General features: G+C 64.2%; 27 protein-coding genes. 11 read left to right on the forward strand and 16 right to left on the reverse strand.

What is annotated here, in order from left to right:
• The 3 genes from FJ418_RS00005 to FJ418_RS00015 all read right to left on the reverse strand — a co-directional run.
• The coding region (locus tag FJ418_RS00005) for a transposase (protein WP_140859114.1) at positions 1-305 on the reverse strand (305 nt) is incomplete at its 3' end.
• 245 nt (positions 306-550) lie between these two features.
• Entirely contained in the window at positions 551-910 is a 360-nt protein-coding gene (locus FJ418_RS00010) for a hypothetical protein (RefSeq protein WP_140640626.1), read from the reverse strand.
• A 366-nt stretch (positions 911-1,276) separates the two neighbouring features.
• Positions 1,277-1,723, reverse strand: coding sequence for a YcgN family cysteine cluster protein (locus tag FJ418_RS00015; protein WP_140859026.1), 447 nt, complete (start codon positions 1,721-1,723; stop codon positions 1,277-1,279).
• A 1,557-nt stretch (positions 1,724-3,280) separates the two neighbouring features.
• Between FJ418_RS00015 and FJ418_RS32220 the strand changes: the two genes are divergently transcribed.
• Together FJ418_RS32220 and FJ418_RS00025 are read left to right on the forward strand one after the other, a co-directional pair.
• Entirely contained in the window at positions 3,281-4,222 is a 942-nt protein-coding gene (locus FJ418_RS32220) for an OmpA family protein (protein ID WP_246677262.1), read from the forward strand.
• Positions 4,223-4,522: 300 nt separating this feature from the next.
• On the forward strand, positions 4,523-5,071 hold the full coding sequence (locus tag FJ418_RS00025) for a TIGR00645 family protein (RefSeq protein ID WP_140859028.1): 549 nt from the start codon (positions 4,523-4,525) through the stop codon (positions 5,069-5,071).
• Here the strand turns inward: FJ418_RS00025 and FJ418_RS00030 are convergent.
• From FJ418_RS00030 to FJ418_RS00040, 3 genes are all read right to left on the reverse strand, one after another.
• The gene (locus FJ418_RS00030; RefSeq protein ID WP_140859029.1) at positions 5,055-5,921 is read right to left on the reverse strand and encodes an NAD(P)-dependent oxidoreductase; all 867 of its coding nucleotides are present in this window, start codon (positions 5,919-5,921) and stop codon (positions 5,055-5,057) included. The genes FJ418_RS00025 and FJ418_RS00030 overlap by 17 nt on opposite strands.
• 261 nt (positions 5,922-6,182) lie before the next feature.
• Positions 6,183-6,830 carry a helix-turn-helix transcriptional regulator gene (locus tag FJ418_RS00035; protein WP_140859030.1) on the reverse strand — a complete coding sequence of 216 codons (648 nt, stop codon included), beginning with the start codon at positions 6,828-6,830 and terminating at the stop codon, positions 6,183-6,185.
• A gap of 8 nt (positions 6,831-6,838) precedes the next feature.
• The gene (locus FJ418_RS00040) at positions 6,839-7,714 is read right to left on the reverse strand and encodes a S1C family serine protease (protein ID WP_140859031.1); all 876 of its coding nucleotides are present in this window, start codon (positions 7,712-7,714) and stop codon (positions 6,839-6,841) included.
• 160 nt (positions 7,715-7,874) lie between these two features.
• Between FJ418_RS00040 and FJ418_RS00045 the strand changes: the two genes are divergently transcribed.
• Complete coding sequence (locus FJ418_RS00045; protein WP_140859032.1) at positions 7,875-8,822, forward strand: trypsin-like peptidase domain-containing protein; 948 nt, start codon at positions 7,875-7,877, stop codon at positions 8,820-8,822.
• A gap of 15 nt (positions 8,823-8,837) precedes the next feature.
• Here the strand turns inward: FJ418_RS00045 and FJ418_RS00050 are convergent, their stop codons facing one another.
• Positions 8,838-9,263, reverse strand: a complete 426-nt coding sequence (locus FJ418_RS00050; protein ID WP_140859033.1) for a VOC family protein — start codon at positions 9,261-9,263, stop codon at positions 8,838-8,840.
• A gap of 66 nt (positions 9,264-9,329) precedes the next feature.
• On the opposite strand from FJ418_RS00050, the gene FJ418_RS00055 reads away from it, so the two are divergent.
• Positions 9,330-9,956: a TetR/AcrR family transcriptional regulator gene (locus FJ418_RS00055; protein WP_140859034.1), complete on the forward strand. Its 627-nt coding sequence runs from the start codon at positions 9,330-9,332 to the stop codon at positions 9,954-9,956.
• Here FJ418_RS00055 and FJ418_RS00060 read toward each other — a convergent pair.
• Complete coding sequence (locus FJ418_RS00060; protein ID WP_140859035.1) at positions 9,898-10,845, reverse strand: LysR family transcriptional regulator; 948 nt, start codon at positions 10,843-10,845, stop codon at positions 9,898-9,900. The genes FJ418_RS00055 and FJ418_RS00060 overlap by 59 nt on opposite strands.
• Before the next feature lie 116 nt (positions 10,846-10,961).
• Between FJ418_RS00060 and FJ418_RS00065 the strand changes: the two genes are divergently transcribed.
• Positions 10,962-11,600, forward strand: a complete 639-nt coding sequence (locus FJ418_RS00065) for an FMN-dependent NADH-azoreductase (RefSeq protein WP_140859036.1) — start codon at positions 10,962-10,964, stop codon at positions 11,598-11,600.
• A gap of 77 nt (positions 11,601-11,677) precedes the next feature.
• On the opposite strand, the gene FJ418_RS00070 is transcribed toward FJ418_RS00065, so the two are convergent.
• The 3 genes from FJ418_RS00070 to FJ418_RS00080 form a co-directional block, all read right to left on the reverse strand.
• Positions 11,678-12,853 (reverse strand): ROK family transcriptional regulator, encoded by a 1,176-nt coding sequence (locus FJ418_RS00070; RefSeq protein ID WP_140862892.1) that lies wholly within the window; start codon positions 12,851-12,853, stop codon positions 11,678-11,680.
• Between the two features lie 149 nt (positions 12,854-13,002).
• Positions 13,003-14,022, reverse strand: coding sequence for a sugar isomerase (locus FJ418_RS00075; RefSeq protein ID WP_140859038.1), 1,020 nt, complete (start codon positions 14,020-14,022; stop codon positions 13,003-13,005).
• A gap of 19 nt (positions 14,023-14,041) precedes the next feature.
• Positions 14,042-14,959, reverse strand: coding sequence for a BadF/BadG/BcrA/BcrD ATPase family protein (locus FJ418_RS00080; RefSeq protein WP_246680857.1), 918 nt, complete (start codon positions 14,957-14,959; stop codon positions 14,042-14,044).
• Positions 14,960-15,114: 155 nt separating this feature from the next.
• Here FJ418_RS00080 and FJ418_RS00085 point away from each other — a divergent pair, with 155 nt between their 5' ends.
• Genes FJ418_RS00085 through FJ418_RS00100 form a run of 4 tightly spaced genes read left to right on the forward strand, consistent with a single transcriptional unit; the run spans position 15,115 to position 19,117 of the window.
• Positions 15,115-16,365 (forward strand): extracellular solute-binding protein, encoded by a 1,251-nt coding sequence (locus FJ418_RS00085; protein ID WP_140859039.1) that lies wholly within the window; start codon positions 15,115-15,117, stop codon positions 16,363-16,365.
• 17 nt (positions 16,366-16,382) lie between these two features.
• On the forward strand, positions 16,383-17,318 hold the full coding sequence (locus FJ418_RS00090; RefSeq protein ID WP_140862894.1) for a sugar ABC transporter permease: 936 nt from the start codon (positions 16,383-16,385) through the stop codon (positions 17,316-17,318).
• Positions 17,318-18,148 (forward strand): carbohydrate ABC transporter permease, encoded by an 831-nt coding sequence (locus FJ418_RS00095; RefSeq protein ID WP_127864850.1) that lies wholly within the window; start codon positions 17,318-17,320, stop codon positions 18,146-18,148. The genes FJ418_RS00090 and FJ418_RS00095 overlap by 1 nt, the downstream gene beginning before the upstream one ends.
• A 36-nt stretch (positions 18,149-18,184) precedes the next feature.
• Positions 18,185-19,117 (forward strand): 3-keto-5-aminohexanoate cleavage protein, encoded by a 933-nt coding sequence (locus FJ418_RS00100; protein ID WP_140859042.1) that lies wholly within the window; start codon positions 18,185-18,187, stop codon positions 19,115-19,117.
• Positions 19,118-19,129: 12 nt separating this feature from the next.
• Here the strand turns inward: FJ418_RS00100 and FJ418_RS00105 are convergent, their stop codons facing one another.
• Together FJ418_RS00105 and FJ418_RS00110 are read right to left on the reverse strand one after the other, a co-directional pair.
• Positions 19,130-19,426 carry an HlyU family transcriptional regulator gene (locus FJ418_RS00105; RefSeq protein WP_140862898.1) on the reverse strand — a complete coding sequence of 99 codons (297 nt, stop codon included), beginning with the start codon at positions 19,424-19,426 and terminating at the stop codon, positions 19,130-19,132.
• A 67-nt stretch (positions 19,427-19,493) separates the two neighbouring features.
• The gene (locus FJ418_RS00110; protein WP_140862900.1) at positions 19,494-20,135 is read right to left on the reverse strand and encodes a TetR/AcrR family transcriptional regulator; all 642 of its coding nucleotides are present in this window, start codon (positions 20,133-20,135) and stop codon (positions 19,494-19,496) included.
• Positions 20,136-20,309: 174 nt separating this feature from the next.
• Here FJ418_RS00110 and FJ418_RS00115 point away from each other — a divergent pair, with 174 nt between their 5' ends.
• Together FJ418_RS00115 and FJ418_RS00120 are read left to right on the forward strand one after the other, a co-directional pair.
• On the forward strand, positions 20,310-20,987 hold the full coding sequence (locus FJ418_RS00115; protein WP_140828131.1) for a PspA/IM30 family protein: 678 nt from the start codon (positions 20,310-20,312) through the stop codon (positions 20,985-20,987).
• A 40-nt stretch (positions 20,988-21,027) separates the two neighbouring features.
• Complete coding sequence (locus FJ418_RS00120; protein ID WP_140653793.1) at positions 21,028-21,288, forward strand: YiaA/YiaB family inner membrane protein; 261 nt, start codon at positions 21,028-21,030, stop codon at positions 21,286-21,288.
• Between the two features lie 78 nt (positions 21,289-21,366).
• On the opposite strand, the gene FJ418_RS00125 is transcribed toward FJ418_RS00120, so the two are convergent.
• The 3 genes from FJ418_RS00125 to FJ418_RS00135 all read right to left on the reverse strand — a co-directional run bounded on the left by FJ418_RS00125 (position 21,367) and on the right by FJ418_RS00135 (position 22,896).
• Positions 21,367-22,020, reverse strand: a complete 654-nt coding sequence (locus tag FJ418_RS00125) for a PadR family transcriptional regulator (RefSeq protein ID WP_140859046.1) — start codon at positions 22,018-22,020, stop codon at positions 21,367-21,369.
• Positions 22,021-22,156: 136 nt separating this feature from the next.
• The gene (locus FJ418_RS00130; RefSeq protein ID WP_181166798.1) at positions 22,157-22,537 is read right to left on the reverse strand and encodes a DCC1-like thiol-disulfide oxidoreductase family protein; all 381 of its coding nucleotides are present in this window, start codon (positions 22,535-22,537) and stop codon (positions 22,157-22,159) included.
• A 65-nt stretch (positions 22,538-22,602) separates the two neighbouring features.
• Positions 22,603-22,896 carry a GYD domain-containing protein gene (locus FJ418_RS00135; protein WP_140640672.1) on the reverse strand — a complete coding sequence of 98 codons (294 nt, stop codon included), beginning with the start codon at positions 22,894-22,896 and terminating at the stop codon, positions 22,603-22,605.
• Positions 22,897-23,006 lie beyond the last annotated feature (110 nt).

The raw sequence follows: 23,006 nt of genomic DNA on the forward strand, positions 1-23,006 counted from the left end.
AACACCTTGTCCGTCAGCTTCAGCCGCAGGAACCAGCGGTAGGCGACGTTGACCTCGATCTCGCGCACCAGCTGCCGCTCCGAGCGCACCCCGAACAGGTAGCCGATGAACAGCGCCTTGAACATCAAGGTCGGATCGAGCGGCGGTCGGCCATTGTCGGCGCAGTAGAGCGGCGCCGTCAGATCGTGGATGAAGGAGAAGTCAATCGCGCGATCAATTTTGCGCAACAGGTGGTCAGCCGGAACCAGCTGATCCAACGTCACCATCTCAAGCGCGGTCTGTTCGGGGGCGGGTCGCTTCAACATGACCCAGTGAATCAAAAACCCCCGGCAAATGCCAGAGGTTTGTCAGCAGTCTGAGCCCCGGAGGAATCATCCTCCGGGGCTTTTTGAGCCGCGCCTCATTTGAGGGGCTCCGCTACTCAAGATTGATCTTCGCAGGAGATCATATCTGAATTGATCTTCGCAGGAGATCATATCTGATAGCTGATCCTCGCAAGGATCATGCTTTCAGGCGATCCTCGCAGAGGATCGTCCTTTCAGCTCCAGCCTCAGCGATAGATGATCGGGCAGCCGCGCTCGTTGGCGAACACCACCACGACACGGTCGCCATACTGGCGGCCGGCCACCTTCACGGTACGGCGGCTGATGTCGACGATGCGCGCGCGATGCAGGCCCATGCGCTCGGCCTTGTCGAGGGCGCGGTCCGGCGAGCAGCCGCGCCAGTCGCGGTCGCGGTCACGGCGCCAGTCGCGGCGATAGCCGTCATCGTCGCCGGTGTAGATGCCGAAACGCGGGTCGTGCCTGTCCCCGAAACCGAGATAGAGGCTGTCCGCATGCGCCGGAATGGCGGCCAAAGTGCCAAGCCCGACAAGGGCCGAAAGGGCTGCCGTCTTGATCGTGTTGAACATCGTCTTCTCTCCTTGTTGTGGGCTTTCGCCCGTAGAACCGATGATTGGAAAATGCCTTTTTGTGTCTGAATTTTCTGCGAACCGACCATTCATGTCCGGTTCATGTAGCGCGAACCCGCCAAGGTTCCCCGCTCGCAGTGCTTAAACACGAACCCCACGATGGTTCGTCCTTAAACGCGGACCCTTCAACGTTCGTCATCAATATGCGTTGCGAACCGGTTACGGTTCGTCATCCAGACGCGAACCCATTAGGGCTCGTCGTCAAAACGCGAACCCACGTTCGTCGTAAAAACGCGAACCCGCAGGGTTCGTCGCTCGTCCTAAAAACGCGACCCCGTCAGGGTTCGTCACCCAGATGCGAACTGGTTACGGTTCGTCATCCAGTAGATAATCGAAATAGTCGTCTGGCTCGGCCAGATCGGTTTCCTTGGCCTTCACACGGCCCTGGACTGAAATCCCGGCATCGTGCACGGTCGCGGCGCTTCCCGAAACAAGCCTGTGCCACCAGTAGAGATCATGGCCCTCGGCGATAAGCCGGTAGGCGCAGGTTTTTGGCAGCCAGGTGATGGTGCGCACATTCTGCGGCGTCAGGCCGACGCAGTCGGGCACCCGCGCCAGGCGGTTGGCATAGTCGGAGCAACGGCAGTTCTGCGCGTCGAACAACCTGCAGCCGACGCTTGTCCAGAATATCTCGCCGGTATCCTCGTCCTCGAGCTTCGACAGGCAGCATTTGCCGCAGCCGTCGCAAAGCGATTCCCATTCGGCCGGGGTCATCGCTTCAAGCGTCTTGGTTTTCCAGAACGGCGCGGTCATTTTGGTGGATTTGGCCCTCCGCGGCCTTCCGGTCAAGCGCTGCTGTGACGCTGACCCCGTATCAACATTAGAAAAACATGAAATTGCCTTTAAAAGGCCGGTTGGGCGTCCTTGGCTGATGCCAATGCCTGACGGAACCAATTGCGGATGATGAAAGTTTGGGCAGGGATGGGACCCCACTAGGAGAAAATTGATATGAAACGCCAACCACGGATTCTGGCGGGCACGGCAATCGGCCTGCTTATGGCATCCGCGCCGTTGGGCGCGTACCCGCTGCAGGGGGGTGTCGCTTCTGGCAGCCTGCACGGCGCGCCACTCATTCTCGCGCAGGCCGCCTGCGCCGAAGGCCAGTCGGCCGAGGAATGCGCCCAGGCCGGTGGCGGCCAGCAGGGGGAACAGCCGCGGAAAAGGAAGCGCGAACAGCAGCAGCAAAGCGAATCGGCGCCGGCTGAACAAGCCGCACCCGCCGAGTCCGAGCAACAGCCGCGCAAGAAACGGCATGATCAGCAGCAGACGGACAATGGCCAGTCCGGGGAGGCTGCCCCGGCCGAGCAGCAATTCAAGCCGCGCAAGAAGCGCGACCAACAGCAGCAGATCGAAGCGGCGCCCGCCGATCAGGGCGGCCAGCCCGCGACCGACGAGCAGCCGATCAAGCCGCGCAAGAAGCGCGATCAACAGCAGCAGATCGAGGCGGCGCCCGCCGACCAGGGCGGCCAGCCCGCGACCGACGAGCAGCAGCCGCGCAAGAAGAAGCGCAATCAGCAGCAGATCGAAGCAGCGCCGGCCGACCAGCAGCCCGCGCAACAGGTCGCACCTGCCGCCGGTAACCAGCAGCAGAACGACCAGCAGCAAGGCAACCAGGGTCGCAAGAAGCGCAAGCACGATCAGCAGCAGAGCGAGCCGGCCGGTCAGACCGGCGAGCAGGTGGCGCCGACCGAACAGACCGCTCCCGCCAACGACAACCAGCAAGGCGGCAACCAGGGGCGCAAGAAGCACCGGCAGAACCAGCAGAACGAGGCCGCTCCGGCGGGCGAACCCATGCCACAGGCCGAGCCACTGCAAAACGGCGAGCAGCCGGTCCAGGGCGAACAGACCCAGGACAAGAAGAAGCGCGGCAAGAAACCGGCTGCCGAACAGCCGGCAAACGGTGAACAGCCCGCTACCGGTGAGCAACCTGCCAACGGCGAGCAGACAAAGACTGGCCGCCAGCCCGCCACCGGCGAGCAGCAACCCGGGACCGGCGAACAGCCGGCGAACAACAACCAGCCTGCCAATGGCGGCAACGCCGCGCAGGGCGAAACCGCCAATCCGAACGAGGCACCTGTCCTGGACAGCCAGAAAGATGCCGTGCGCAAGCACCGGGGTCGCAACGATAACGGCCAGAACGGTGGTGCCCAGAACGACAACGGTCAGGCCGGCAATGGCCAGAAGACCAATCAGGCCGGACAGCGGCAGGGTGGCGAGCAGGCGCAGAGGCCGGCTCCGGTCGATCAAGGCCCGCCGCCCACCGACGACAAGTCGGCGCAGCAGGCGATCAAGCCCGAGAAGCTCGTCCCTGTGGATGAGGAGAAGGGCAAGCGGATCGACCGCACGCCCGAAGACTTTGCCCGTGACCGCCGGCGGCCAAAGGGCACCGACGTCGTGAAGCAGTTCGGCGACCGCGTCATCCTCCAGTTCAACAACCAGACATTCGTGGAAAGCAACGAGGCGCCCCGCATCACCCGCGGCGCCAAGGACGTCTACTACGAGGACCTGTCGGGCGGGCGCACCCGCGAGACGGTCGAACGCGGCAACGGCGTCCGCGTCGTCACCATCCGCAACCGTTATGGCGATGTCATCCAGCGATCGCGCGTCATGCCGGATGGCCGTGAATATGTGCTGAGCTATGTCGATGAGCGGCAGTACCAGGATGACGGCGACTGGCGCGATCCCGGCGACGACCTGCCGCCGATGCGGCTCACCATCCCGCGGCGGGATTACATCCTCGATTCCGAGGATGTAGAGAGCGACGACGACTACTACACCTTCCTCGAGCAGCCGCCGGTGGAAAAGGTGCAGCGTCTCTACTCGATCGACGAGGTCAAGCGCTCGGCCCGCGTGCGCGACATTGCACGGCGTATCGATCTCGACACGCTGAACTTCGACTTCGGCTCGGCCACCATTTCCGACACCGAGGTGCAGAAGCTTGATGGCGTCGCCAACGCTATCGAAAAACTGCTGCAGAAGAACCCGGCCGAGACCTTCCTGATCGAAGGCCACACCGACGCCGTCGGCACGCCCGACGCGAACCTCGCTCTGTCGGACCGTCGCGCCGAGGCGGTCGCCGAGGCGCTCACCAACGCCTTCGGCATTCCGGCCGAGAACCTCACCACGCAGGGTTATGGCGAGGAGTATCTCAAGGTGAACACGCCCGGCCCGAACCGCGAGAACCGGCGTGTCGCTATCCGCCGCATCACCTCGCTGGTGGCGCCGGTGGCGAGCAACAGCGACCAGCAATGAGCGTGTGATTTCAAGATCCTGTCCGGATTTTCGGAATCAGCGCGCAAGATGAAGGCCCGTCCCGTCCGGACGGGCCTTTCTTCTTGCCGGCTCAAGAAGATTTGTCCTGCCGATTAGCGACTGCTCATTGAATCGCCGCATTGCGACACCCAGATTCTGTGCAGGGCGTTCCCTGCCCTGTCCCGACTCCAGCGGGACACACTGAGCCCCGTCGGGTCCCCTCCCCGGCGGGGTTTTTGTCTTGAAAACCGGCCCTGTCTGGCCGAAATACCCTCTATCGCAATTTGAACGGAAGCCTTCATGAAGCGTCTCGAACTCGCCATCGAATCCGTCATCCTGGCCTCGCGCTGGCTGCTGGTGGTCTTCTATCTGGGGCTCGGCGTGGCGCTGGCGATCTACGCGCTTTCTTTCGGCAAGAAGCTTTATGAGTTCGTGATGAGCGCCTTCACGATCGGCGACACCGACACGATCCTGAAGATGTTGGGCTTGATCGACGCCGCGCTTGTCGCCTCGCTGGTGGTGATGGTGATCATCTCGGGTTACGAGAACTTCGTCAGCCGCTTCGACGAGCAGGACGGCGAGGTCCATTGGCTGGGCACGATCGATGTCGGCTCGCTGAAGGTCAAGGTCGCCTCGACCATCGTCGCCATCTCCTCCATCCACCTTTTGCAGGTGTTCCTGAATTCCGTGTCCTACACGACCGACCAGCTGATGTGGCTGACCATCATCCATCTCGCCTTCGTCGTTTCGGCGCTGATGCTGGCCTATATCGACCGGGTCATGGCGTTGGCCAAGGGCAAGAAGGCCGCGATGGATCGAGGCGGGCGCTCCGTCAGTAGATCCTTCTGACTTTCGTCTGCGCGTTCGCGAACACCTCGTCGGGGACAAAAAAGTCGCCCGCGAGCTGATCGGCCGCGCCCGGTGCGTAGACCGAAAAGTCCGTGACGCCTTCGGCGCGCAGAACCTCTTCGTCGATGTAGAAATTGCCGGTCGCCTCGCGCGACGGGCGCAGGAAGATCGCGTGCGCCGCATCGGCCATGATGTCGGGCGAGCGGCTCATCGCCGCCACCGTCGCGCCGCCAAGCAGATTGCGCACGGCGGCCGTATCGATGGTCGAGATCGGCCATAGCGAATTGACGGCGATGCCGTCCTTGGCGAATTCGGCGCTCATGCCCAGCGTGCACATCGACATGCCGAACTTGGCCATTGTGTAGGCGACATGGTTCTTGAACCACTTGGCCTTCATGTCGAGCGGCGGCGCCAGATTCAGGATGTGAGGATTGTTCGCCAACTTAAGGTGGGGAATGCACATTTTGGAGACCAGGAAGGTGCCGCGCGTATTGATCTGGTGCATCAGATCGTAGCGCTTCATGTCGGTCTCCAGCGTGCCGGTGAGCTGGATGGCGCTGGCATTGTTGACGCAGATGTCGATGCCGCCGAACCGCTCGACGGTTCTTGCCACCGCGTCGGCGACCTGGACCTCGTCCCGGATGTCGCAAAGCAGCGGAAGCGCCTTGCCGCCGGCCTGCTCGATCTCTTCGGCTGCCGTGTAGATGGTGCCCGGCAGCTTCGGATGCGGCTCGGCGGTCTTGGCCGCGATCGTCACATTGGCGCCGTCGCGCGCCGCGCGCAGCGCTATCGCCAGCCCGATGCCGCGCGATCCGCCCGAGATGAACAGCGTCTTTCCGTTGAGCGACATCCTTCGCCTCCCTCATCAATTCGGAAGGCAACTTGCGCGGCTGATGGGCACGGCGCAAGAGCCGAAAGGAGGCGAAGCGGTTACGCTGCGTAGCGTAGGAAACCACCCTGGCGCGGAGCGGGTCACTTCAGATTCAGGTCAGGCCGAGTCGAGAATGGTGGGTTCCGAGAACCGGAGCGGAGCGTACTTGGGGTACGTGAGCACCGGAAGCGCAGGAAGCCGCCATTCGCAGGCTGGCCTCACCTGAATCTCAAGTGACCCCTAGACCAGCACCAGCCCCTGCCGCATGGCGATGGCAATCGCGTCGGTGCGGTTGGCGGCGCCGAGCTTGATCAGGATGGCGGCGACATGGAACTTCGCCGTGTGGACGGAAATGTTGAGCCGCCGGGCGATGACCTTGTTCGGCGCGCCTTCGGCGAGCAGCGCCAGCACCTCAGCCTCGCGGGGCGACAAAGCCGGGCGAGGCTGGTTGTCGTCAGGCGTCTCTTCCTCGGCAGGCTCGTCATCGTGGAAATCGCCATGCGCGGCCTCCGACGGCGCCGCCCTGCCGACGCGATAGCCTGAGGCCGCCAACCGCGCTGCGGCGGCGATCAGCAGGCCATCTGCGGAGGCAGGCAGCACGGCCAGCACATTGTCCGTCACCTGCTCGCTGCCCGCACGCCGCGAAAGCAGGACGATTGGGGTGGCCGAACTGACGACCCGGCCTTCCAGGCCGGCCTCATCGGCGATGGCGACATCCGCCATTTGGCCGACGCCGCTTCCAGCCAAGGCCGGCGCCAGATCGTCGCTCGCGGCCAGCGCATCGGCAAGTTGCTCGGCGCGCTGGGCATCGGCGAGCGCGACCAGCACCGTCAGCCGGTGAATTGCCGGCTCCGGTCTCGCGACTGCTTGTGCTGCGCTGTTTGCCATAGACCCTCTCAGCTCAGCGGCTTCTCGCCGATGGTGATCGAGACATCGCGCTCAGCGCCGCCGCTTGAAACACCGAGCGTCACGGTGGTGCCGGCGCTGTCCGGTCCGAGCTTGCGGATAAGCTCGCGCGGACCATGCACCGCCTCGCCGTTCCAGGCGACCACGATATCGCCGACATGCAGGCCGGCGGCCTTGGCCGGGCCGTTGTCGTCGAGGCTCATCACCATGGCGCCTTTGGTGTCGCCATTACGGATCGGATGCAGCCCGGCGCCGAGATAGCCGCGCGCGACATGGCCCTTCTCGCGCAGTGTCGCGACCGCGCGCTCGATCGTCTCATAGGGCATCACCAGCGCCCGCCGGCGCGGTCCGAACAAGAGCATGCCGATCACGCCGCCCTTGGCGTCGAGCACCGGCCCGCCCTCGAAGCGCCCGCCGGTGTTGATGGCGAGGTTGATGCGCCGGTCGATCGTGCCGCCGCGCATCGAGCGCCAGGCCGGCCCGACCTCTCCGACCGTGCCGAACACGGCAAGCGCGGTTCCCTCGCTGCTGCCCGCGGCGATCGCCAGATTGCCTGGGCGCACGGCAGAGGCCTGGGCCAACTGCGGGAGACCGGCGGAAGCGGAAGCCGGCTTCAACAGGGCAACGCCCGTCGAAGGATCGCGTCCGACAAGCTCGGCCTTGACGGCCTCGCCGGAAGCCAGCGTCAATTCGATCTCCTCGCCGGCTTCGACCGCTTCCTCGGCGGTGACGAAGAAACCGTCGCGCCAGTGGAAGGCGCTGGCGGTGCGGTGATGGTGCGTGACGAAACTCGCCACCGCGGGGGCAGCGGTGGCCGCGACGTCGGCGATCGCGTCGGAAAAGGCACTGAGGTTGAAGTCGCTCATAAGACTGTCTCCTGGGTTCGGTGACCCAGATATCGCTCGGTAGCGCAGCCTCGGGTACTCGCCTGACGGCTAGTCGCCGGCCGGACTGGCCATCTGGTCAGGTCGCGGCAATTGCGGCCGCTCCGCACATATAGTCATCATTGTACGAGGGAACACGCCCATGGCTTTCGCAGCCGAAAAACTTCCACCCGATGACACTTTGCTCGACGCTTACTCGGTATCCATCGCCGATGCCGTCGACCGCATCGGTCCGGCCGTGTGCCGCATCGAGCGCATCGGCGCCGGCGGCCACGGTTCGGGCTTCGTCATCGCGCAGGACGGACTGGTCGTCACCAACTTCCATGTCGTCGGCGACGCGCGCGCCGTGCGCGTCACCATGCCGGACGGCGCCGCGCGCGAAGGCCATGTGCTCGGCCGCGATCCCGACACCGACATCGCGCTGGTGCGCGCCGACGGCAGTTTCGCCGACGTCGCGCCGCTGGGCGATTCCAAACGCCTGCGCCGCGGCCAGATCGCCATCGCCATCGGCAATCCGCTCGGTTTCGAATGGACAGTCACCGCCGGCGTCGTCTCGGCGCTCGGCCGCTCGATGCGCGCCTCGACCGGGCGGCTGATCGACGACGTCATCCAGACGGATGCCGCGCTCAATCCCGGCAATTCGGGCGGACCGCTGGTGTCGTCGGCGGGCGAGGTGATCGGCGTCAACACCGCCATGATCCACGGCGCGCAGGGCATCGCCTTCGCGGTCGCCTCCAACACCGCCAATTTCGTCATCTCGGAAATCATCCGCTTCGGCCGTGTGCGCCGCGCCTTAATCGGCGTTTCCGCCGACACGACCAATCTGCCGCGCCGGGCGGCACTCTTGTCGCAAGTGACCACGAACACGGCGGTGCGCCTGCGCGGCGTCGAGAAGAACGGCCCGGCGGCCAATGCCGGCCTGAAGGAAGGCGACATCATCGCGGCAATAGACGGCCGGCCGGTCACCGGCGTCGACGACCTCGTGCGCATGCTCGACGCCGAGCGCATCGGCCGCGAGACGCTTTGCACCGTCGTGCGCCGCACCGGCGTCAGCCAGGTGACGGTGATGCCGGTGGCGCGGACGAACTGAGAGCCGTCGGGCGGCCTAGCCCCCGGCCGCGCCCTCGGCGTAATGCGCCAGGAACTCCTCGCTTGGCGGGATCGGCTTGATCACGTCGATCAGCACGCCGTTGGGGTCCCTGGTGATGAAGTGGCGCTGGCCGAAGGGCTCGTCGCGCAAGCTGCGCAGGATCGGCAGGCCTGCGGCGACGACGCGCTCATAGACGGCGTCGGGATCCCGGACCTCGAAATTGATCAGCAGGCCGGACGCGCGCCCCCGTCCCTCTTGCGGGATCGTCTCATGGTCGCCCTGGACGATGCCAAGGTTGACGCGCCGGTCCTCGACCGACTGCAGGTGCACATACCAGTCGCTCTCGAAGAGCGGGGTGAAGCGGAAATGCTCGACGTAAAAGGCCGCCGTCCCGGTGACATCGCCCGTCATCAGCACCGGATAATAGCTGGTCGTCTTCATCTTTCCTTCTCCTCACATCCAACATACAGTTTGTATGTAAGTTCAAATAACATACAGGCTGCATGTATGCAACAAGAGTCCGTACGCCGCTCCAACCGCGACCGCACCGAGGCGACGCGCGCCGATCTGATCCGCGCGGCGCGAAAACTGTTTACGGAAAAATCCTATGCCGAGACCGGCACGCCGGAGATCGTCGCCGAGGCCGGCGTGACGCGCGGCGCGCTCTACCATCACTTCGCCGACAAGCAGGCGCTGTTCGCGGCGATCGTCGAGCAGGAGGCCGCGTCCGTGGCGGCGGAGATCGACCATGCCTCCCCGCCCTCGCTTTCCGCGCGCGATGCGCTGATCGCCGGATCAGATGCCTATCTCAAGGCGATGCGCGCGCCCGGCCGCACGCGGCTTCTGCTGCTCGACGGGCCGGCCGTGCTCGGGCGCGCCGCCATGGACGAGATCGACAACCGCCACGGCAACCGCTCGCTGCGCGAAGGTTTGGCGGCTGCGATGCGCGCGCAAGCGATGACCAGATTGCCTCTTGAGGCGCTGACCGCCCTGCTGGCGGCCGCCTTCGATCGGGCGGCTTTGGCCATTGAGGCGGGCGCGTCCGGCGCGGATTACCGCGCGGTGCTGATCGCGCTCATGGACGGCTTGTCTCCGGCCGTTCCTCCGTCCACACGCCCGGCTCCATCTCGTTGAAGCAGCCGAGCTGCCGCTTGAACTCGTCGATCAGCCAGGATGCCGCCGGCTTGGGGCTGCGGTCGACGCGGTGCATGGCATAGAGCGGCGAGCGTACCTCGCGATAGGGCTCGAGATCGAGTTCGACCAACCGGCCGCTGGCAAGGTCATCGGCGATCAGCCAGCGCGGCAGGCCACCCCAGCCAAGGCCTTCGCGCATCAAGGCATGCTTGGTGCGCACATCCGTCAGCCGCCACGTCCGATAGGCAAACACGCCATAGTCGCGCCCGCGTGTCCGCTCCGACTGGTCGGTGACGACGAGCTGGATATGCTCGCGCAGATCCTCGACGGCGACGGGCCTGGGCAGCTTCGCCAGCGGATGGTCGGGCGCCGCCGCCGGCACCATCGAGGTGAAGCCGACGCGCAGCAGATTGACCTCGGCATCGCCTTGCAGGCCGCCAAAGCCAAGATCAGACTGGCCATTGACGACCTGGTCGACGATCAGGCCGAGCGAGCCGATATAAAGCCGCAGCATCACCGCCGGGAACTGCGCCTCGAAGGCCTTGAGCACGCGCACCAGCGCCGGTGAAGGCAGCGCCACGTCGACCGATATTGCAACTTCCGCTTCCAGCCCTTGCCGGTAACCGTCGGCGCGCGAGCGGATGCGCTGCAGGACGCCGATCATGCGCCGCGCGTCCTCCAGCATCGCCTTGCCGACATCGGTCAGTTGCGGCTCGCGCACGCCTTCGCGCTCGAACAGTTTCAAGCCGAGCTGCGCTTCGAGATTGGCGATGCCGTAGCTCACCACCGACTGCGCCCGGTTGAGCTTGCGCCCCGCGGCCGAGAAGCTGCCGGTGTCGGCTACTGCCACCAGGATCTGGAGCTGATCCAATGTCGGGTTCGGCTGCATGGCTAGGCCATCTATTTTATTGATGGATTGTATGCACATTATACCAGTTATCCTGATGGAGCAGCAATCCCATATCGGTGTGGAAAGTTTCAATCCAACCCCAAGGGGACACCGCCATGTCTATTCTGCTCGTTACCTCCAGCCCGCGCGGCGCCGCTTCGCACTCGACCCGCGTCGCCACCGATCTTGCCCAGAAGCTGGTTGCCTCCGATCCGACCAGCACGCTTGTCGTGCGCGATCTGGTCGCCAATCCGCTGCCGCATATCGATCCTGACTACGCCACCGGCATCTATACGCCGGCCGAAGCCCGTACGCCTCGCCAGGCCGAAGTCGTCGGCGTTTCCGACGCCGTGCTCGACGAGCTCTTCGCCGCCGACACGGTTATCCTCGCCACCGGCTTCATCAACTTCAACATCTCTTCCACGTTGAAGTCCTGGGTCGACCACGTCGCCCGCTCGGGCAAGAGCTTTGCCTATGGCGAAGGCGGCCCGAAGGGTCTCGTCAGCGGCAAGAAGGTCTATATCGTGCTGGCTTCCGGCGGCATCTATTCTGAAGGCGCCGCGGTGCAGATGGACCATGCCGTGCCCTACCTGTGCAGCGTGCTCGGCTTTCTCGGCATGACCGACGTCGAAGTCATCCGCGTCGAGGGCGTAGGCATGGGCGCCGATGCGGTTACCGCCGCGCTGGCCAAGGCTACCGCCAAGGTCGATGCGATCGCTGCCGCCAGCGCCAATCAGGTCGCCGCCGCGGCCTGATCGCCGATGCCGGTAATGAAAGAGGCAGGCGCCCGCCAGCGCCCGCCTCTTTTTGCATTCGCTGGTAGGTGGCCGCCCTACAGCGGCGGCAGCACTACCGCCGGATGGCGATCCTCGCGCAGGATCAGGCCCAAGCTGTAATCCAGCGCCAGCTTCATGGCGCCAAGCGCGGTTCCGACATCTTCCACCGAGCTGACCGCAATCTGCGTCGGCCATGCCAATTCGCCGGCCACCCGTTCGACCTCCGCCGTCATCAGCGTATTGCGCCCGACGCCACCACCAAGCACGATCAGGCCCGGATCGAACATGCCGATACAGCCGGCCGCGAGCCGGCCGATATCGGCGGCATGGCGCGACACTGCCTCGGCGGCCGGGCGCGACCCTGCGAGCGCCAGCGCAAACAATTCCTTGGCCGAGTTAGGCGGGGCTCCTTCTTGCGCCGGCCAGGTCTGCCGGCTGCGTTCGATCAGCGCCCGCGAGCCGAGATAGTGCTCCAACCCTTCGCGATAAGGCACTTCGCTGACCGACCACGGAAAAGGCATGCGGCCGACTTCGCCGGCAGCGCCGCCTGCGCCGCGATAAAGCCGGCCTTCATTGATGAGGCCAAGGCCGACGCGCACGCCGACCTGCAGGAAGGCAAAGGTCTGGTGACCTTGCGCCGCGCCGAAATGCATTTCGCCGATCGCCGCGCAGTTGACGTTGTTCTCCAGGATGATCGGCACATCGATCTTTCGTCGAAGCGTGTGCAGCACGGCGTCCGGACTATTGCCCTGGCCATTGCCGAGGCGGTTGTGCGAGACGATGCGCGGCACCGCGACCGCTATGCTGCGCAAGGTGCGGAAAGTCTTGCCAACCTTTGCGGGGATCGATTTGGCCACCGACAGAACGACCGCGCCGATCTCATCGACGGTCGCCCCGTCCGCAATGCTCTCCTCCCCCGTGGCCAAAGGCTGGGCATCCATCGAATAGGCGACGGCGCGCACTTGTGCGGCGCCGACATCGATGCCGATCACATAGCCGGCACCGGGGCCAATGCCATAGACGGTGGCGGTCCGCCCGACGGCGCCGCGTTCCGTCCCGCGCGACGCAACGAGGCCGAGCGCGCTGAGCTCTGAAACGGCGGCCGACATGGTCGGCTTGGAGAGTTCCAGCATCGAGCCGAGCTTCGGCCGCGTCACCGGCCCTTGCGAGGCCAGCAGGCGCAGCACGGCGCGGGCGCTTTCCGTCAAGCTGGGGATGTCGGCTGGAGCCATCTGCGACGTTTATCCCGCCTCTAATCCCTCTTGGCGCTCGGGCCGGACCTGCCGTAGCGTATATCGCGAATCAAACACGACAGCCGTCATTGTGAAGGGTTTGAGCGGTTTCCGCGAATTCCCCGGCAAGAACAGCGGCGGCGACGGGATCAAAGCTCAGTCGGCGACCAGGGTTTCAGCTTGGTGTCCGTCTGCCGGTAGCGGAAGGTGATATCGGCGAGGCCGGCCGCATCCTGCATGTCGCCGACGATCATCTGCAGCGCGATGATTTCCAGGATGCCGTCCGCCATCGCATTGCCCAGCGCCGGAATGGAGATGACAGCCAGCCTGTCGGCAGCAGCGATGTCCATCCTGCGCGTAGTCAGGACCGAGGGGCAGCCGAAGGCCGCGACATCCTGCGCGATCTTGACCTCGCGGCCGTCGCCGAAGGCGACAAGACCTGTGGCCGCGTCCTGCGATTCCATCGGGCCGTGCAGATAGTTCAGCGTATCCCAGCCGGAGGCAGGAACCCGAACTGCCTCGCGGATCAGCATCGCCGCCTCGCCCGCGTTCGCAAAACCTATACCGGCGCCGACGATGTCGATGGAGGCACGGCCTGCCAGCAGCCTCGCTGCCCGGCCAGCACTTTCCCAGCCATCGGCCAGCAGTCGCTCGACTGCCCCCGGCAATTGCGCCCAGTCGAAGGAGCCGCCGGTGATCCTGTCGACCAGCATGCCGAGCGCGAGCAAAGTGCCGGTATAGCCGGTCGAACTCGCGCCATTGTCGGCGCCCGATTCCATGGCGATCACCGCGCCAGTTATACCGGCCAGCGGATTGTCGCCGCCACGGCAGATGGCAAGGCGAGGATAGGCTTTCGCCTGTAGCATCACATCGGCGATTTCACGGCTCTGGCCGGAGGCCGACAGAGCGACAAAGGCCTCCGCGGACGCATCTGTCCGGCCATAGAGCTCGGTCGGCACGAAAGCGAACCCCCGCCTGCCGGACTGGCGCAGATAGAAGGCGCCGGCGAGCGCCGCCTGATAGCTGGCGCCGATACCGGCAAAGCCGATGGCTCCCGCGGTGAAGCCCGAGAGGTCGAGCGTGTCGAGTGCCTTGGCCACAGCCTGCCTTCCGGTCTCAAGGCTTTCAGCTTGGCGGGACACCGCCGTTCGGTAGCCGATACGCTTCATTTTCGATGCTCCATGACTGCTATGCTCTGCTGCGGGAAGCTGTTTGGCCCGCGACAAGGCGTCCAGCCAGCGCCACCGCGCCGATCACCGGCGGCTCGCGCAGCAGGACCACGTGGCTTATCGGCGACACCGACGCCATGGCCTCGACGAAAGCATCCATCAGCATCGGCTGCTCGGCAATGACGCCGCCGCCGGCAACGACAAGCGCGGCATTGGCGCCGCGTTCGATCAGCAATTGGACGAGCGCGGCAAGTCCCTCCCCGCCTTCCTTGATGACGCGGGAAGCGAGCGGCGAGCCGGCAGTTGCCGCATCGAAGACGGCGTTGGCGTAGCGGCCCCAGGCCGCGGCACCCCTCGTCTCGTTGAGCAATATACCGAGCTTGGTCTGGTCGTCGGTTCCGATTTCGCGCATCAGCACGGCGATCAGCGGATCGCCCTCCTGGCCGCGGTCGAGCGCGCGGCGGATCGCCTTGGCCGCTTCGCGCACCAGTGCGGCGGCGCTGCCTTCGTCACCCAGGATCCAGCCCCAGCCGCCAGCGGCAAGCATCTTGCCCTCGGCTGTGCGCGCGACCGCGATCGAACCGGTTCCGGCCACCACCCCGATGCCGTCATCATAGCCGGCCGCGGGCACCATCAGTTCGGCGTCGTTGACCACCTGCACCCTCGTTTTGAGGTTGGCTGACAGCAGCGCCTGGAAACGCCGGCATTGCTCGTCGGTATCGCAACCATGCGCGCCGACGGCCATGGCAGCCGGCGATGATCCGCCGCACAGGTCCGCAACGATGGCCGCCAGTTTCGCCGCATCGGCCTCCATCTGGCGGATCCGCCACTCGTCGGTGACAACCGTCTTGTCGAACAACAAGGTGTCGCCGCGGCGCCCCATGATGCGCGTCTTGGTGCCGCCTATGTCCACGCCCGCCACCAGGTTCTGATCCACGAACATTCCCCTCGTCGCATGGGCTACCGATGGACCGCACGACGTCACGATCACATTAGTTAGGAAACTTTACAAACTATCTTTCCAGACGGCAAGAACTATGATTTGATTAATCGCGTCAAAGCGCATGAAGCGCTGAATGGGAGATCGGGAAGATGAGCAGGAGAAGGATCGGCCTGGCCCTCGCGGCCGCCTCTTTCGCATGGGGATTCGCAACAAGTCTGGCGCACGCCGCCGACATCTCGTTCTGGACCTGGCGCCAGGAAGACAAGGCCGCCTACAACGAGCTCTTCGCCGACTTCACCAAGGCCAATCCGGACATCCACGTGAAGTTCGAGTCCTTCCCGGACGAGAATTATCCGACCATCGTCTCGACGGCGTTGGCCGGCGGCAAGGGCGGCGACGTCATCCACACCCATGCCTATGGCTGGCTCGAGCAATTCGTGAAGGCCGGTTATTTCGAGCCGCTCGACATGAGCACCGTGCCCTCGCTCGCCAACCAGCCGGCGGATGCGCTGGTGTCCGGCACCTACCGCGCCGACAAGAAGGTCTATTCGCTGCCCTTCGCCTCGCAGACGCTTGGCCTGTTCATCAACAAGGACGTCTTCGCCAAGGCCGGCCTGACGCCGCCGACCACCTGGGATGAGTTCATCGCCGTCAGCAAGGCGCTGAAGGAAAAAGGCATCTATCCCTTGGCTAACGGCATGGGCACAAGCTGGTTCAACGAGATGTTCGTGGCCATCTTCACCAACCCGTTCCTCGGCCAGGACTTCGTCAGCGACCTGACCAGCGGCAAGACCACCTTCAAGGACCCGCGCTATGTCGCGGCACTCGGCAAGCTGCTCGAACTGCGGCCCTATATGCCCGAAGGCTTCGAAGGCATCGACTATGAGACGGCCGGCCAGTTGTTCCTGAGCGGCAAGGCGGCGATGCTCGCCGGCGGCAGCTTCGACATCGCCACCTACCGGTCGCAGAACCCCGCCATCAACATGGACTTCGTCGCCCCGCCAATGGCCAAGGCCGGCGACACGCCGCAAGCCACGAAATTCTTCGACGGCGGCTACGCGGTCAATTCCAAGTCGGCCAACAAGGAAGCGGCGCTCAAGCTGGTCAACTGGATGGGCACCAAGGAGTTCGGCGACAAGTTCTCGGCCTTGCTCGGCAACATCTCGCCGATCAAGGGCGTCGTCATCAAGGACGAACTCTTGTCGCATGTCGCCAAGTTGAACGAGACGGCGATGCCGCATATCAATGTCGTCTATTTCCGCTTCGAGAAGCCGACGGGATCGGAGCTGCTGCAGGGCGACATCACCAAGATGATGTCCGGATCGATCACGCCGGACCAACTCGCCGCCGACATCACCGACGGCCTCGCCAAATGGTACAAGCCGTTCCAGGACCAGTGAGTTCCAGGGCAAGTGAGATGACGGACGGCTGGCGCCACACCGAAAGACCTTTTCCGTGGCGCCGGTCGCTCTGGACTGCCGCGCTGCTGACGCCGGCGCTGGTGGTCATGGTGCTGTTCGTGCTGTGGCCGCTTCTGTCGGCCTTCCGCTTCGCCTTCTATGAGTTCAACGGCCTGCGTCCGTCCGGCTTCATCGGTTTCGAAAATTTCCGCGAGGTCCTGTTCGAAAAGCCATATAGCGACTGGACTTACAATGCGCTGAAGCACAACGTCGTCGCCTTTCTGGCGCTGATGGTCTTCGAGAACGGCACTGCTTTCCTGATCGCCTTCGCGCTGCTCAAGGCGCTGCCGGGCCATCGCGTCCATCAGGTCATCGTCTTCCTGCCGGTGGTGCTGTCGGCGGTGATCGTCGGCTTCCTGTGGAAGCTGTTCCTGCATCCCCTGTTCGGGCTGGTGAACCAGCTCCTTGGCCTGGTCGGCGTCGGCGCCATTCCGTGGCTCGGCAACGAAAACACTGCGCTCGGCAGCATCCTGTTCGCCAACATCTGGCACTGGCTCGGCTTCCCCACTCTGGTGCTGCTTGCCGGCATGCAGCGCATCAGCAAGGACGTGCTGGAGGCCGCCCGCCTCGACGGCGCCGGCGACCACGCGCTGATGACGAAGATCGTCTGGCCGTTGATCGCGCCGAGCGTCACCATCGTCACCATCCTGACCTTCATCGGCAGCTTCAACTGGTTCGAAATCCCTTATGTGATGGCGGGCCTGACCGGTTCGCCGGGCGGCTCGACCGACGTGCTCGGCCTCTATTTCTACCGCACGGCCTTCGGCAGCACGACCACCGGCATCCAGGATTTCGGCCAGGGCAGCGCGCTGGCCGTGCTGATGTTCGTCTTCGTCGCCGGCGTCACCGCCATCGCCCTGCGTTACCTGCGCCGTCGCGAAATCGAGCAGTGATGAGGGATCGCGGCGAGACGATCAGGAACGGCGCCATCCAGCTCTTGCTGGCGGTCAATGCCGTGATCATGATCTATCCGCTGTTCGTCATGGTGGCGTCGTCGTTCAAGACCAACGCCGAGATCTTTTCCTCGCCGCTCTCGCTGCCGACGCATTTCTCGACCGCCAATCTGGAGAAGGTTTGGACCGAGACCAATTTCGTCCGCTATTTGGCAAATTCGGTTGGCATCACCGCGGCCTCGGTCGCGCTGATCCTTTTGTTCAGCACGCTCGCCGGCTATGCGATCGCCCGCTACCGGTTCCGGCTGAGCTCGCTGGTCCTGATGTTCTTCCTGAGCGGCATGACCGTGCCGCTGAAGCTGGCGATCATCCCGCTGTTCATCCAATTGGACACGCTCGGTCTCGTCGACAGCTATCTCGGGCTGGTGCTCGTCTATGTGGCCATGGGCATTCCCTCGGCTGTCTTCATCATGACCGGCTTCCTGCGCACCTTGCCGCGCGAGTTGGAGGAATCCGCCCGTATGGACGGCGCCAGCGAGCTCCGCATCATGTGGTCGATCATGCTGCCGCTGGCGCGGCCGGCGCTGGTCATCGTGGCGATCCAGAACGCGGTGCCGATCTGGAACGACTTTTTCTTCCCGCTGGTGCTGATCACTTCCGACAATTTGAAGACACTGCCGCAAGGGCTGACCGTGTTCGTCGGCGAATTCACCACCGACTGGGGGGTGCTGTTCACCGGGCTGACACTGGCGGCGCTGCCGATTACCCTGCTCTATATCGTGCTGTCGAAGCAGTTCATTTCTGGCATCACGCAAGGCGCGGTGAAATAGGCGCAGTCAGATAACGAAGAGATCGAGGCATCAAAAGTGGCGAACCAGAACAAGATCATCATCACCTGCGCCGTAACCGGCTCGATCCATACGCCATCGATGTCGCCGCATCTGCCGGTGACGGCCGAGGAGATCGCCACCGCCGCCATTGAGGCCGCCGAAGCGGGCGCCGCGATCGTCCATCTTCACGCCCGCAATCCGGTCGATGGACGCCCCGACCAGTCGACAGAGGCGTTCGCGCCTTTCCTGCAGGTCATCAAGCAGCGCTCCAACTGCGTCGTCAACATCACCACCGGGGGTGCTGCGACGATGAGCGTGGAGGAGCGCGTCCGACCGGCGAAGGTGTTCGCGCCCGAGGTCGCGTCGCTCAACATGGGCTCGATGAACTTCGCGCTGTTTCCGATGCTGGAGCGCTTCAAGACCTTCGAGCATGATTGGGAGCGGCCTTATCTGGAATCCTCGCGCGACCGCATCTTCCGCAACACCTTCGGCGACATCGAGCACATATTGCGCACCTGCGCCGACAATGGCACGCGCTTCGAGATCGAGTGCTACGACATCGGCCACCTTTACACGCTGGCGCATTTCGTCGAGCGCGGCCTGGTCAAGGCGCCGTTCTTCGTCCAGAGCGTGTTCGGCATCCTCGGCGGCATCGGCACGCATCCGGAGGACGTCGCCCATATGAAACGCACGGCCGACCGCCTGTTCGGCAACAACTATCACTGGTCGGTCCTGGGCGCCGGCCGCCATCAATTGCCGATCGCCACGCAGGCGATCGCGCTGGGCGGCAATGTGCGGGTCGGCCTCGAGGACTCGCTGTGGATCGGCAAGGGCAAGCTCGCCCGTTCCAGCGCCGAGCAGGTGACCAAGGTCCGCCAGATTATCGAAGGCCTCGGCGCCTCGATCGCCACGCCCGACGAGGCGCGGCAGATCCTGCAGCTCAAGGGCGGCGACAAGGTCGCGTTCTGACTGGGGCGCCGGTCAGCCGAACATCCGCTCGCCCTGCTCGTCGACGAGTTGGATGCCCTTCTTGATCGAGATGTCGACGGCGTCGTCCAGCCCGGCGAAGCGGTCGGCGCGGATGAAGCGATGCTCCTTCATCACGCCGTCCACTTCCTTCGAGACGACGCCGCAGGTCTGGTACTGGCCTTCGGCCTTGTAGGGCGTCGCGCTGATCAGGAATCCCTTGTGTTCGACCTGCTTGGCCGGCTTGGTGGAGCCAGTCTCCGTTGCCTCATTACCGCTGCCGCCGCCAAAAAGCTTTTTCAGAAAAGACATTTTTCAAAACTCCCGTTCACGCCCACACAAGAGGAATCACGGCATTCCCTGTTCGCGCAGGCCCTGTTCACGCAGGCTTCGTCTCAGCATGCGCGAATGCGCCGCCGTGTTCCAGCCCCTTGACGAAAACGCCGACCAGAAGCTCGATCTGATGCCAGATCTCCTCGGCCTGCCTGCTGTTCGAATTTGCAACATAGCCACTGGTCACAATGCCATGCACGCTTGACCACAAGGTCCGGGCCGCAAGCACGCGGCGGTCGTCGTCGAGGCCGAAATCGCCTGCCTTGAGCACGCCGGCGACGATGTCGAAGAGCGCGTCGAGCAGCGCGTCATAAGCGTCCGGGCCAGGCCGCGTCGCTCGTCGGCGGTTGAAGGCAAGCACCGCCGGCCAACTGCCGGGATGCGCCTCGACGAAGCGCACATAGGCAGCCGCCATCGCCAGGATGCGATGCTGGACATCGGTCACCCCTTGCCTTTCGAGATCGGCCATCGCCGCCAAGCCTGTCGCGCCCAACCGGTCGAGCAGCCGCATGTTGACGGCGCGGTGCACCTCGTCGAGATCGGCAAAGAGGTTATAGACGGATCCGACGGAAATGCCGGCCTGCTCGGCAATGGTGCGCGCTTTCAGGTTCTCGGCGCCGCCCTCGTTGAGCAGCGCCTCGGCGATGGCGAGCACCTTCTCGCCCATCTCTTCCTTGTCCAGCGCCATGCTCTTTCCTGTCCTTATGTCCGAAGTCGCAAGCCTAGCCCGGAATCCATTCCATTTGCTTGCGTTTACCATGTCCGGCGGCCCATGAACAGCGTTCAAAATAATCCTTGAACAATGTTCATTTCCTGCTATGTTGAGTTTGTGAACATCGTTCACGTAAACAGGGAGAAGACCATGCTTAGCCTGATCAAGACATTGCTGGACGGCGCCAGCGCACGGGCCGAGGACAATCTGAAGGATCGTTTTGCGATCGACCTCCTGGCCCAGCGCATCCGCGACGCGGAGGCGGGCCTTGCCGCCGCCAAGCAGACGCTCGCCTCGCTAATCGTACGCCAGCGAGCCGAGCAGACCAGCCTCGACCAGCTCGACCGCCGCATCGCCGATCTGGAGACCCGCACGCTCAGCGCGCTTTCGGCCAACAACCAGGCGCTTGCCGAAGGCGGCGCTTCCGCAATCGCCGAACTCGAGAACGAGCGCGAGGTCCGCCGCGCCACGGTCAAGAGCCTGGGCGAGAAGACCTTGCGGATGCGCCTGTCCGTAGAACAGGCGCATCGCCGTATCATCGATCTCAACCAGGGCATGATTTCCGCCCGTGCGATCGATGCAGAACGCAAGGCGCAGTCCCGTCTCAACCGTTCGATCGGCCGCACCGCGAGCATCAACGAAGCGGAGGAATTGCTCGCTCGCATCAAGGAAAGCAGCGACCCGTTCGAGGAGGCCGGCATCCTCGACGAGATCGACGGCGAGCTGCGCCACGAGGCGATCCGTGAACGCCTCGCCGAAGCAGGCCACGGACCAGCCACCAAGGTGCGCGCTGAGCATGTCCTGGCGCGCCTGAAATCACTGAACTGAGCCCGAAATTCCAAACCGGATCAAACCAAGGAACACCACGATGAACGGCAATCAGACCTACATTTTGTTCAATACGGTGTCGGTGGGCGCCGCCTACTTCATGCTGGCCCTGTCGCTGTGGCTGGCGCCGGTCGACCTCTCGACCAAAGGCTATTGGGCGATGGGCGTCCTGTTGCTCACCGGCAGCCTGGTGAACCTGGTCAAGTACCGCACCGACGAGCGGATCGCGGCCGAGACCACCGCCAAGATCGAGAAGGCGCGCAACGAGAAGCTGATCAGCGAATATGTCGGCAAGGAATAGTCCCTGCCCTTGCCGATCACGGACTGAATCCAAAAGCCCGGAGCGATCCGGGCTTTTGGATTTCCATATGAGAATGGCTTAGCGACGAGCCAAGGCCTCGATCGCCTCGGCGGCGTCTTCCAGGATGCTGATCGCCTCGGCCTGCTTGTCTTCCGGCGCGTCGGCGATGTCGCCGAGCGCGGCGCGCAGCCGGTGGCGCAGCGCGCGGAACCGGTCGCGCGTTTCCGAGCGGCCGCGGCGCCCCTCGTCCTTGTCGTCGCCCCAGCCGAACCATTCGCGCGCCGCGGCCATCTTGCGGCCGAAACGCTCAAGATGGTCGAGCACGCTGTCGATCATCTCGCGATTCTCCTCGAGATGCGCCTTGCCGGCCTCGGTGATCGAAAACACCTTCTTGTTGCCTTCGCTAGAGGACACCGCGTAGCCCGCCTCCTCCAGGAAGGTCAGCGTCGGATAGACCACGCCCGGGCTCGGGCTGTAGACGCCGCTGGTGCGCTCTTCCAGAGCCTTGATGATGTCGTAGCCGTGGCGCGGCGCGTCGGCCAAAAGCGACAGCGTGATCAGCTTGAGATCGCCGTCGGCCAGCATGCGCCCGGCGCGGAACATGTCGCCCGGGCCGCCCCGTCCGCCACCCCTGCCGCCATGGCCGAACGGACCGAAGCCGCCGCCGCGGCGGCCGAATTTGCCGGCCATATGCATGAACATGCGCTCGCCGAAGTGATTGTGTCTGTGCATGGATTGCTCCTTGAGTTATATCTTACGATACATCGTAAGTAAGACTCAGCGCTTGCGGAGTCAAGATATATCTTAAGATGTATCTTACGCCGCGCCAAGACCGCTTATGCGTCTTCGTATGACTGGGCCGAGAGCGCTACCAATGGCCCTTGCGTCGGTTCCAGGCGTAGAGCACGTCCGCGAAACGGTCATACGCAAAGCGCGTCAACGGCAGCGCGATGGGGTTGCCGAACAAGCTCGCCAGCCATCCCCCGCCCGGCGTGATCCGCCAGACCGCGATCGCCACGTCGGCGCCAACCAGCAACCGCCCGCTGGCGTCGGTCGCGTGCAGGCGCCGGCGGATATCCTCCAGCGAGGCGCCGAATGCGGAGAGCGCCTCGGGTTCGAAATTGATGTCGCGGAATTCGACGCGGCCCGCCTTGACCGCTTCGGCGAGCCGCCGCTTCTGGTGGTTGATGCCGGCGTCGCACACCGGACAGCGCGTGTTGTACCAGACGGTGAGCAGCGGCTCGGGCATGGCGCGACTATCGGGAATGCGGCGCGGCTTCGCAACAGCCGCGCCGATCCCTAGGCTAAGTCGCCTTACCCGAGCGAGCTGATGATTTCGCGATAGGCGAATTCCGGGAACGCCTTCATCGTCCGCGTTTTGACATTGCCGCCCGACGACAACAGCAGCGCGAAGCGGGCGAGCACCGCATCATCCGGGGCTTCGACGATGGCGACCATGTCGCATTCGCCCATGGTCAGATAGAACGACTTGAACGATCCGCCCATTTCTCCCAGCAGCTTCTTGGCGGCATCGAGCCGCTTTGGCGACTCCCGCACATTCTTGGCGCCCAGCTCGGTCCAGTTGATAAGCACGATGTAGGTTGTCATGGCACACCTCCCTCCGGCGCCACGGAGCTCGACGCCTGGCCGTTACGACCGGCGCCGGGGCGGGCATCCGGCTTTGTCGCCCATAAATGCATCCGACCCCGAAATTATCC

Origin of the sequence: Mesorhizobium sp. B2-8-3, assembly GCF_006440815.1 — a bacterium.
In the GTDB taxonomy this organism is placed as follows: Bacteria; Pseudomonadota; Alphaproteobacteria; order Rhizobiales; family Rhizobiaceae; genus Mesorhizobium.

Bases quoted from the DNA above. Each gene is read 5' to 3' on its own strand.
- FJ418_RS00010 (WP_140640626.1), bottom strand. From the start codon at position 910: ATGTTCAACACGATCAAGACGGCAGCCCTTTCGGCCCTTGTCGGGCTT.
- FJ418_RS00015 (WP_140859026.1), bottom strand. From the start codon at position 1,723: ATGACCGCGCCGTTCTGGAAAACCAAGACGCTTGAAGCGATGACCCCG.
- FJ418_RS00025 (WP_140859028.1), top strand. From the start codon at position 4,523: ATGAAGCGTCTCGAACTCGCCATCGAATCCGTCATCCTGGCCTCGCGC.
- FJ418_RS00030 (WP_140859029.1), bottom strand. From the start codon at position 5,921: ATGTCGCTCAACGGAAAGACGCTGTTCATCTCGGGCGGATCGCGCGGC.
- FJ418_RS00035 (WP_140859030.1), bottom strand. From the start codon at position 6,830: ATGGCAAACAGCGCAGCACAAGCAGTCGCGAGACCGGAGCCGGCAATT.
- FJ418_RS00040 (WP_140859031.1), bottom strand. From the start codon at position 7,714: ATGAGCGACTTCAACCTCAGTGCCTTTTCCGACGCGATCGCCGACGTC.
- FJ418_RS00045 (WP_140859032.1), top strand. From the start codon at position 7,875: ATGGCTTTCGCAGCCGAAAAACTTCCACCCGATGACACTTTGCTCGAC.
- FJ418_RS00050 (WP_140859033.1), bottom strand. From the start codon at position 9,263: ATGAAGACGACCAGCTATTATCCGGTGCTGATGACGGGCGATGTCACC.
- FJ418_RS00055 (WP_140859034.1), top strand. From the start codon at position 9,330: ATGCAACAAGAGTCCGTACGCCGCTCCAACCGCGACCGCACCGAGGCG.
- FJ418_RS00060 (WP_140859035.1), bottom strand. From the start codon at position 10,845: ATGCAGCCGAACCCGACATTGGATCAGCTCCAGATCCTGGTGGCAGTA.
- FJ418_RS00065 (WP_140859036.1), top strand. From the start codon at position 10,962: ATGTCTATTCTGCTCGTTACCTCCAGCCCGCGCGGCGCCGCTTCGCAC.
- FJ418_RS00070 (WP_140862892.1), bottom strand. From the start codon at position 12,853: ATGGCTCCAGCCGACATCCCCAGCTTGACGGAAAGCGCCCGCGCCGTG.
- FJ418_RS00075 (WP_140859038.1), bottom strand. From the start codon at position 14,022: ATGAAGCGTATCGGCTACCGAACGGCGGTGTCCCGCCAAGCTGAAAGC.
- FJ418_RS00085 (WP_140859039.1), top strand. From the start codon at position 15,115: ATGAGCAGGAGAAGGATCGGCCTGGCCCTCGCGGCCGCCTCTTTCGCA.
- FJ418_RS00090 (WP_140862894.1), top strand. From the start codon at position 16,383: ATGACGGACGGCTGGCGCCACACCGAAAGACCTTTTCCGTGGCGCCGG.
- FJ418_RS00095 (WP_127864850.1), top strand. From the start codon at position 17,318: ATGAGGGATCGCGGCGAGACGATCAGGAACGGCGCCATCCAGCTCTTG.
- FJ418_RS00105 (WP_140862898.1), bottom strand. From the start codon at position 19,426: ATGTCTTTTCTGAAAAAGCTTTTTGGCGGCGGCAGCGGTAATGAGGCA.
- FJ418_RS00110 (WP_140862900.1), bottom strand. From the start codon at position 20,135: ATGGCGCTGGACAAGGAAGAGATGGGCGAGAAGGTGCTCGCCATCGCC.
- FJ418_RS00115 (WP_140828131.1), top strand. From the start codon at position 20,310: ATGCTTAGCCTGATCAAGACATTGCTGGACGGCGCCAGCGCACGGGCC.
- FJ418_RS00120 (WP_140653793.1), top strand. From the start codon at position 21,028: ATGAACGGCAATCAGACCTACATTTTGTTCAATACGGTGTCGGTGGGC.
- FJ418_RS00125 (WP_140859046.1), bottom strand. From the start codon at position 22,020: ATGCACAGACACAATCACTTCGGCGAGCGCATGTTCATGCATATGGCC.
- FJ418_RS00130 (WP_181166798.1), bottom strand. From the start codon at position 22,537: ATGCCCGAGCCGCTGCTCACCGTCTGGTACAACACGCGCTGTCCGGTG.
- FJ418_RS00135 (WP_140640672.1), bottom strand. From the start codon at position 22,896: ATGACAACCTACATCGTGCTTATCAACTGGACCGAGCTGGGCGCCAAG.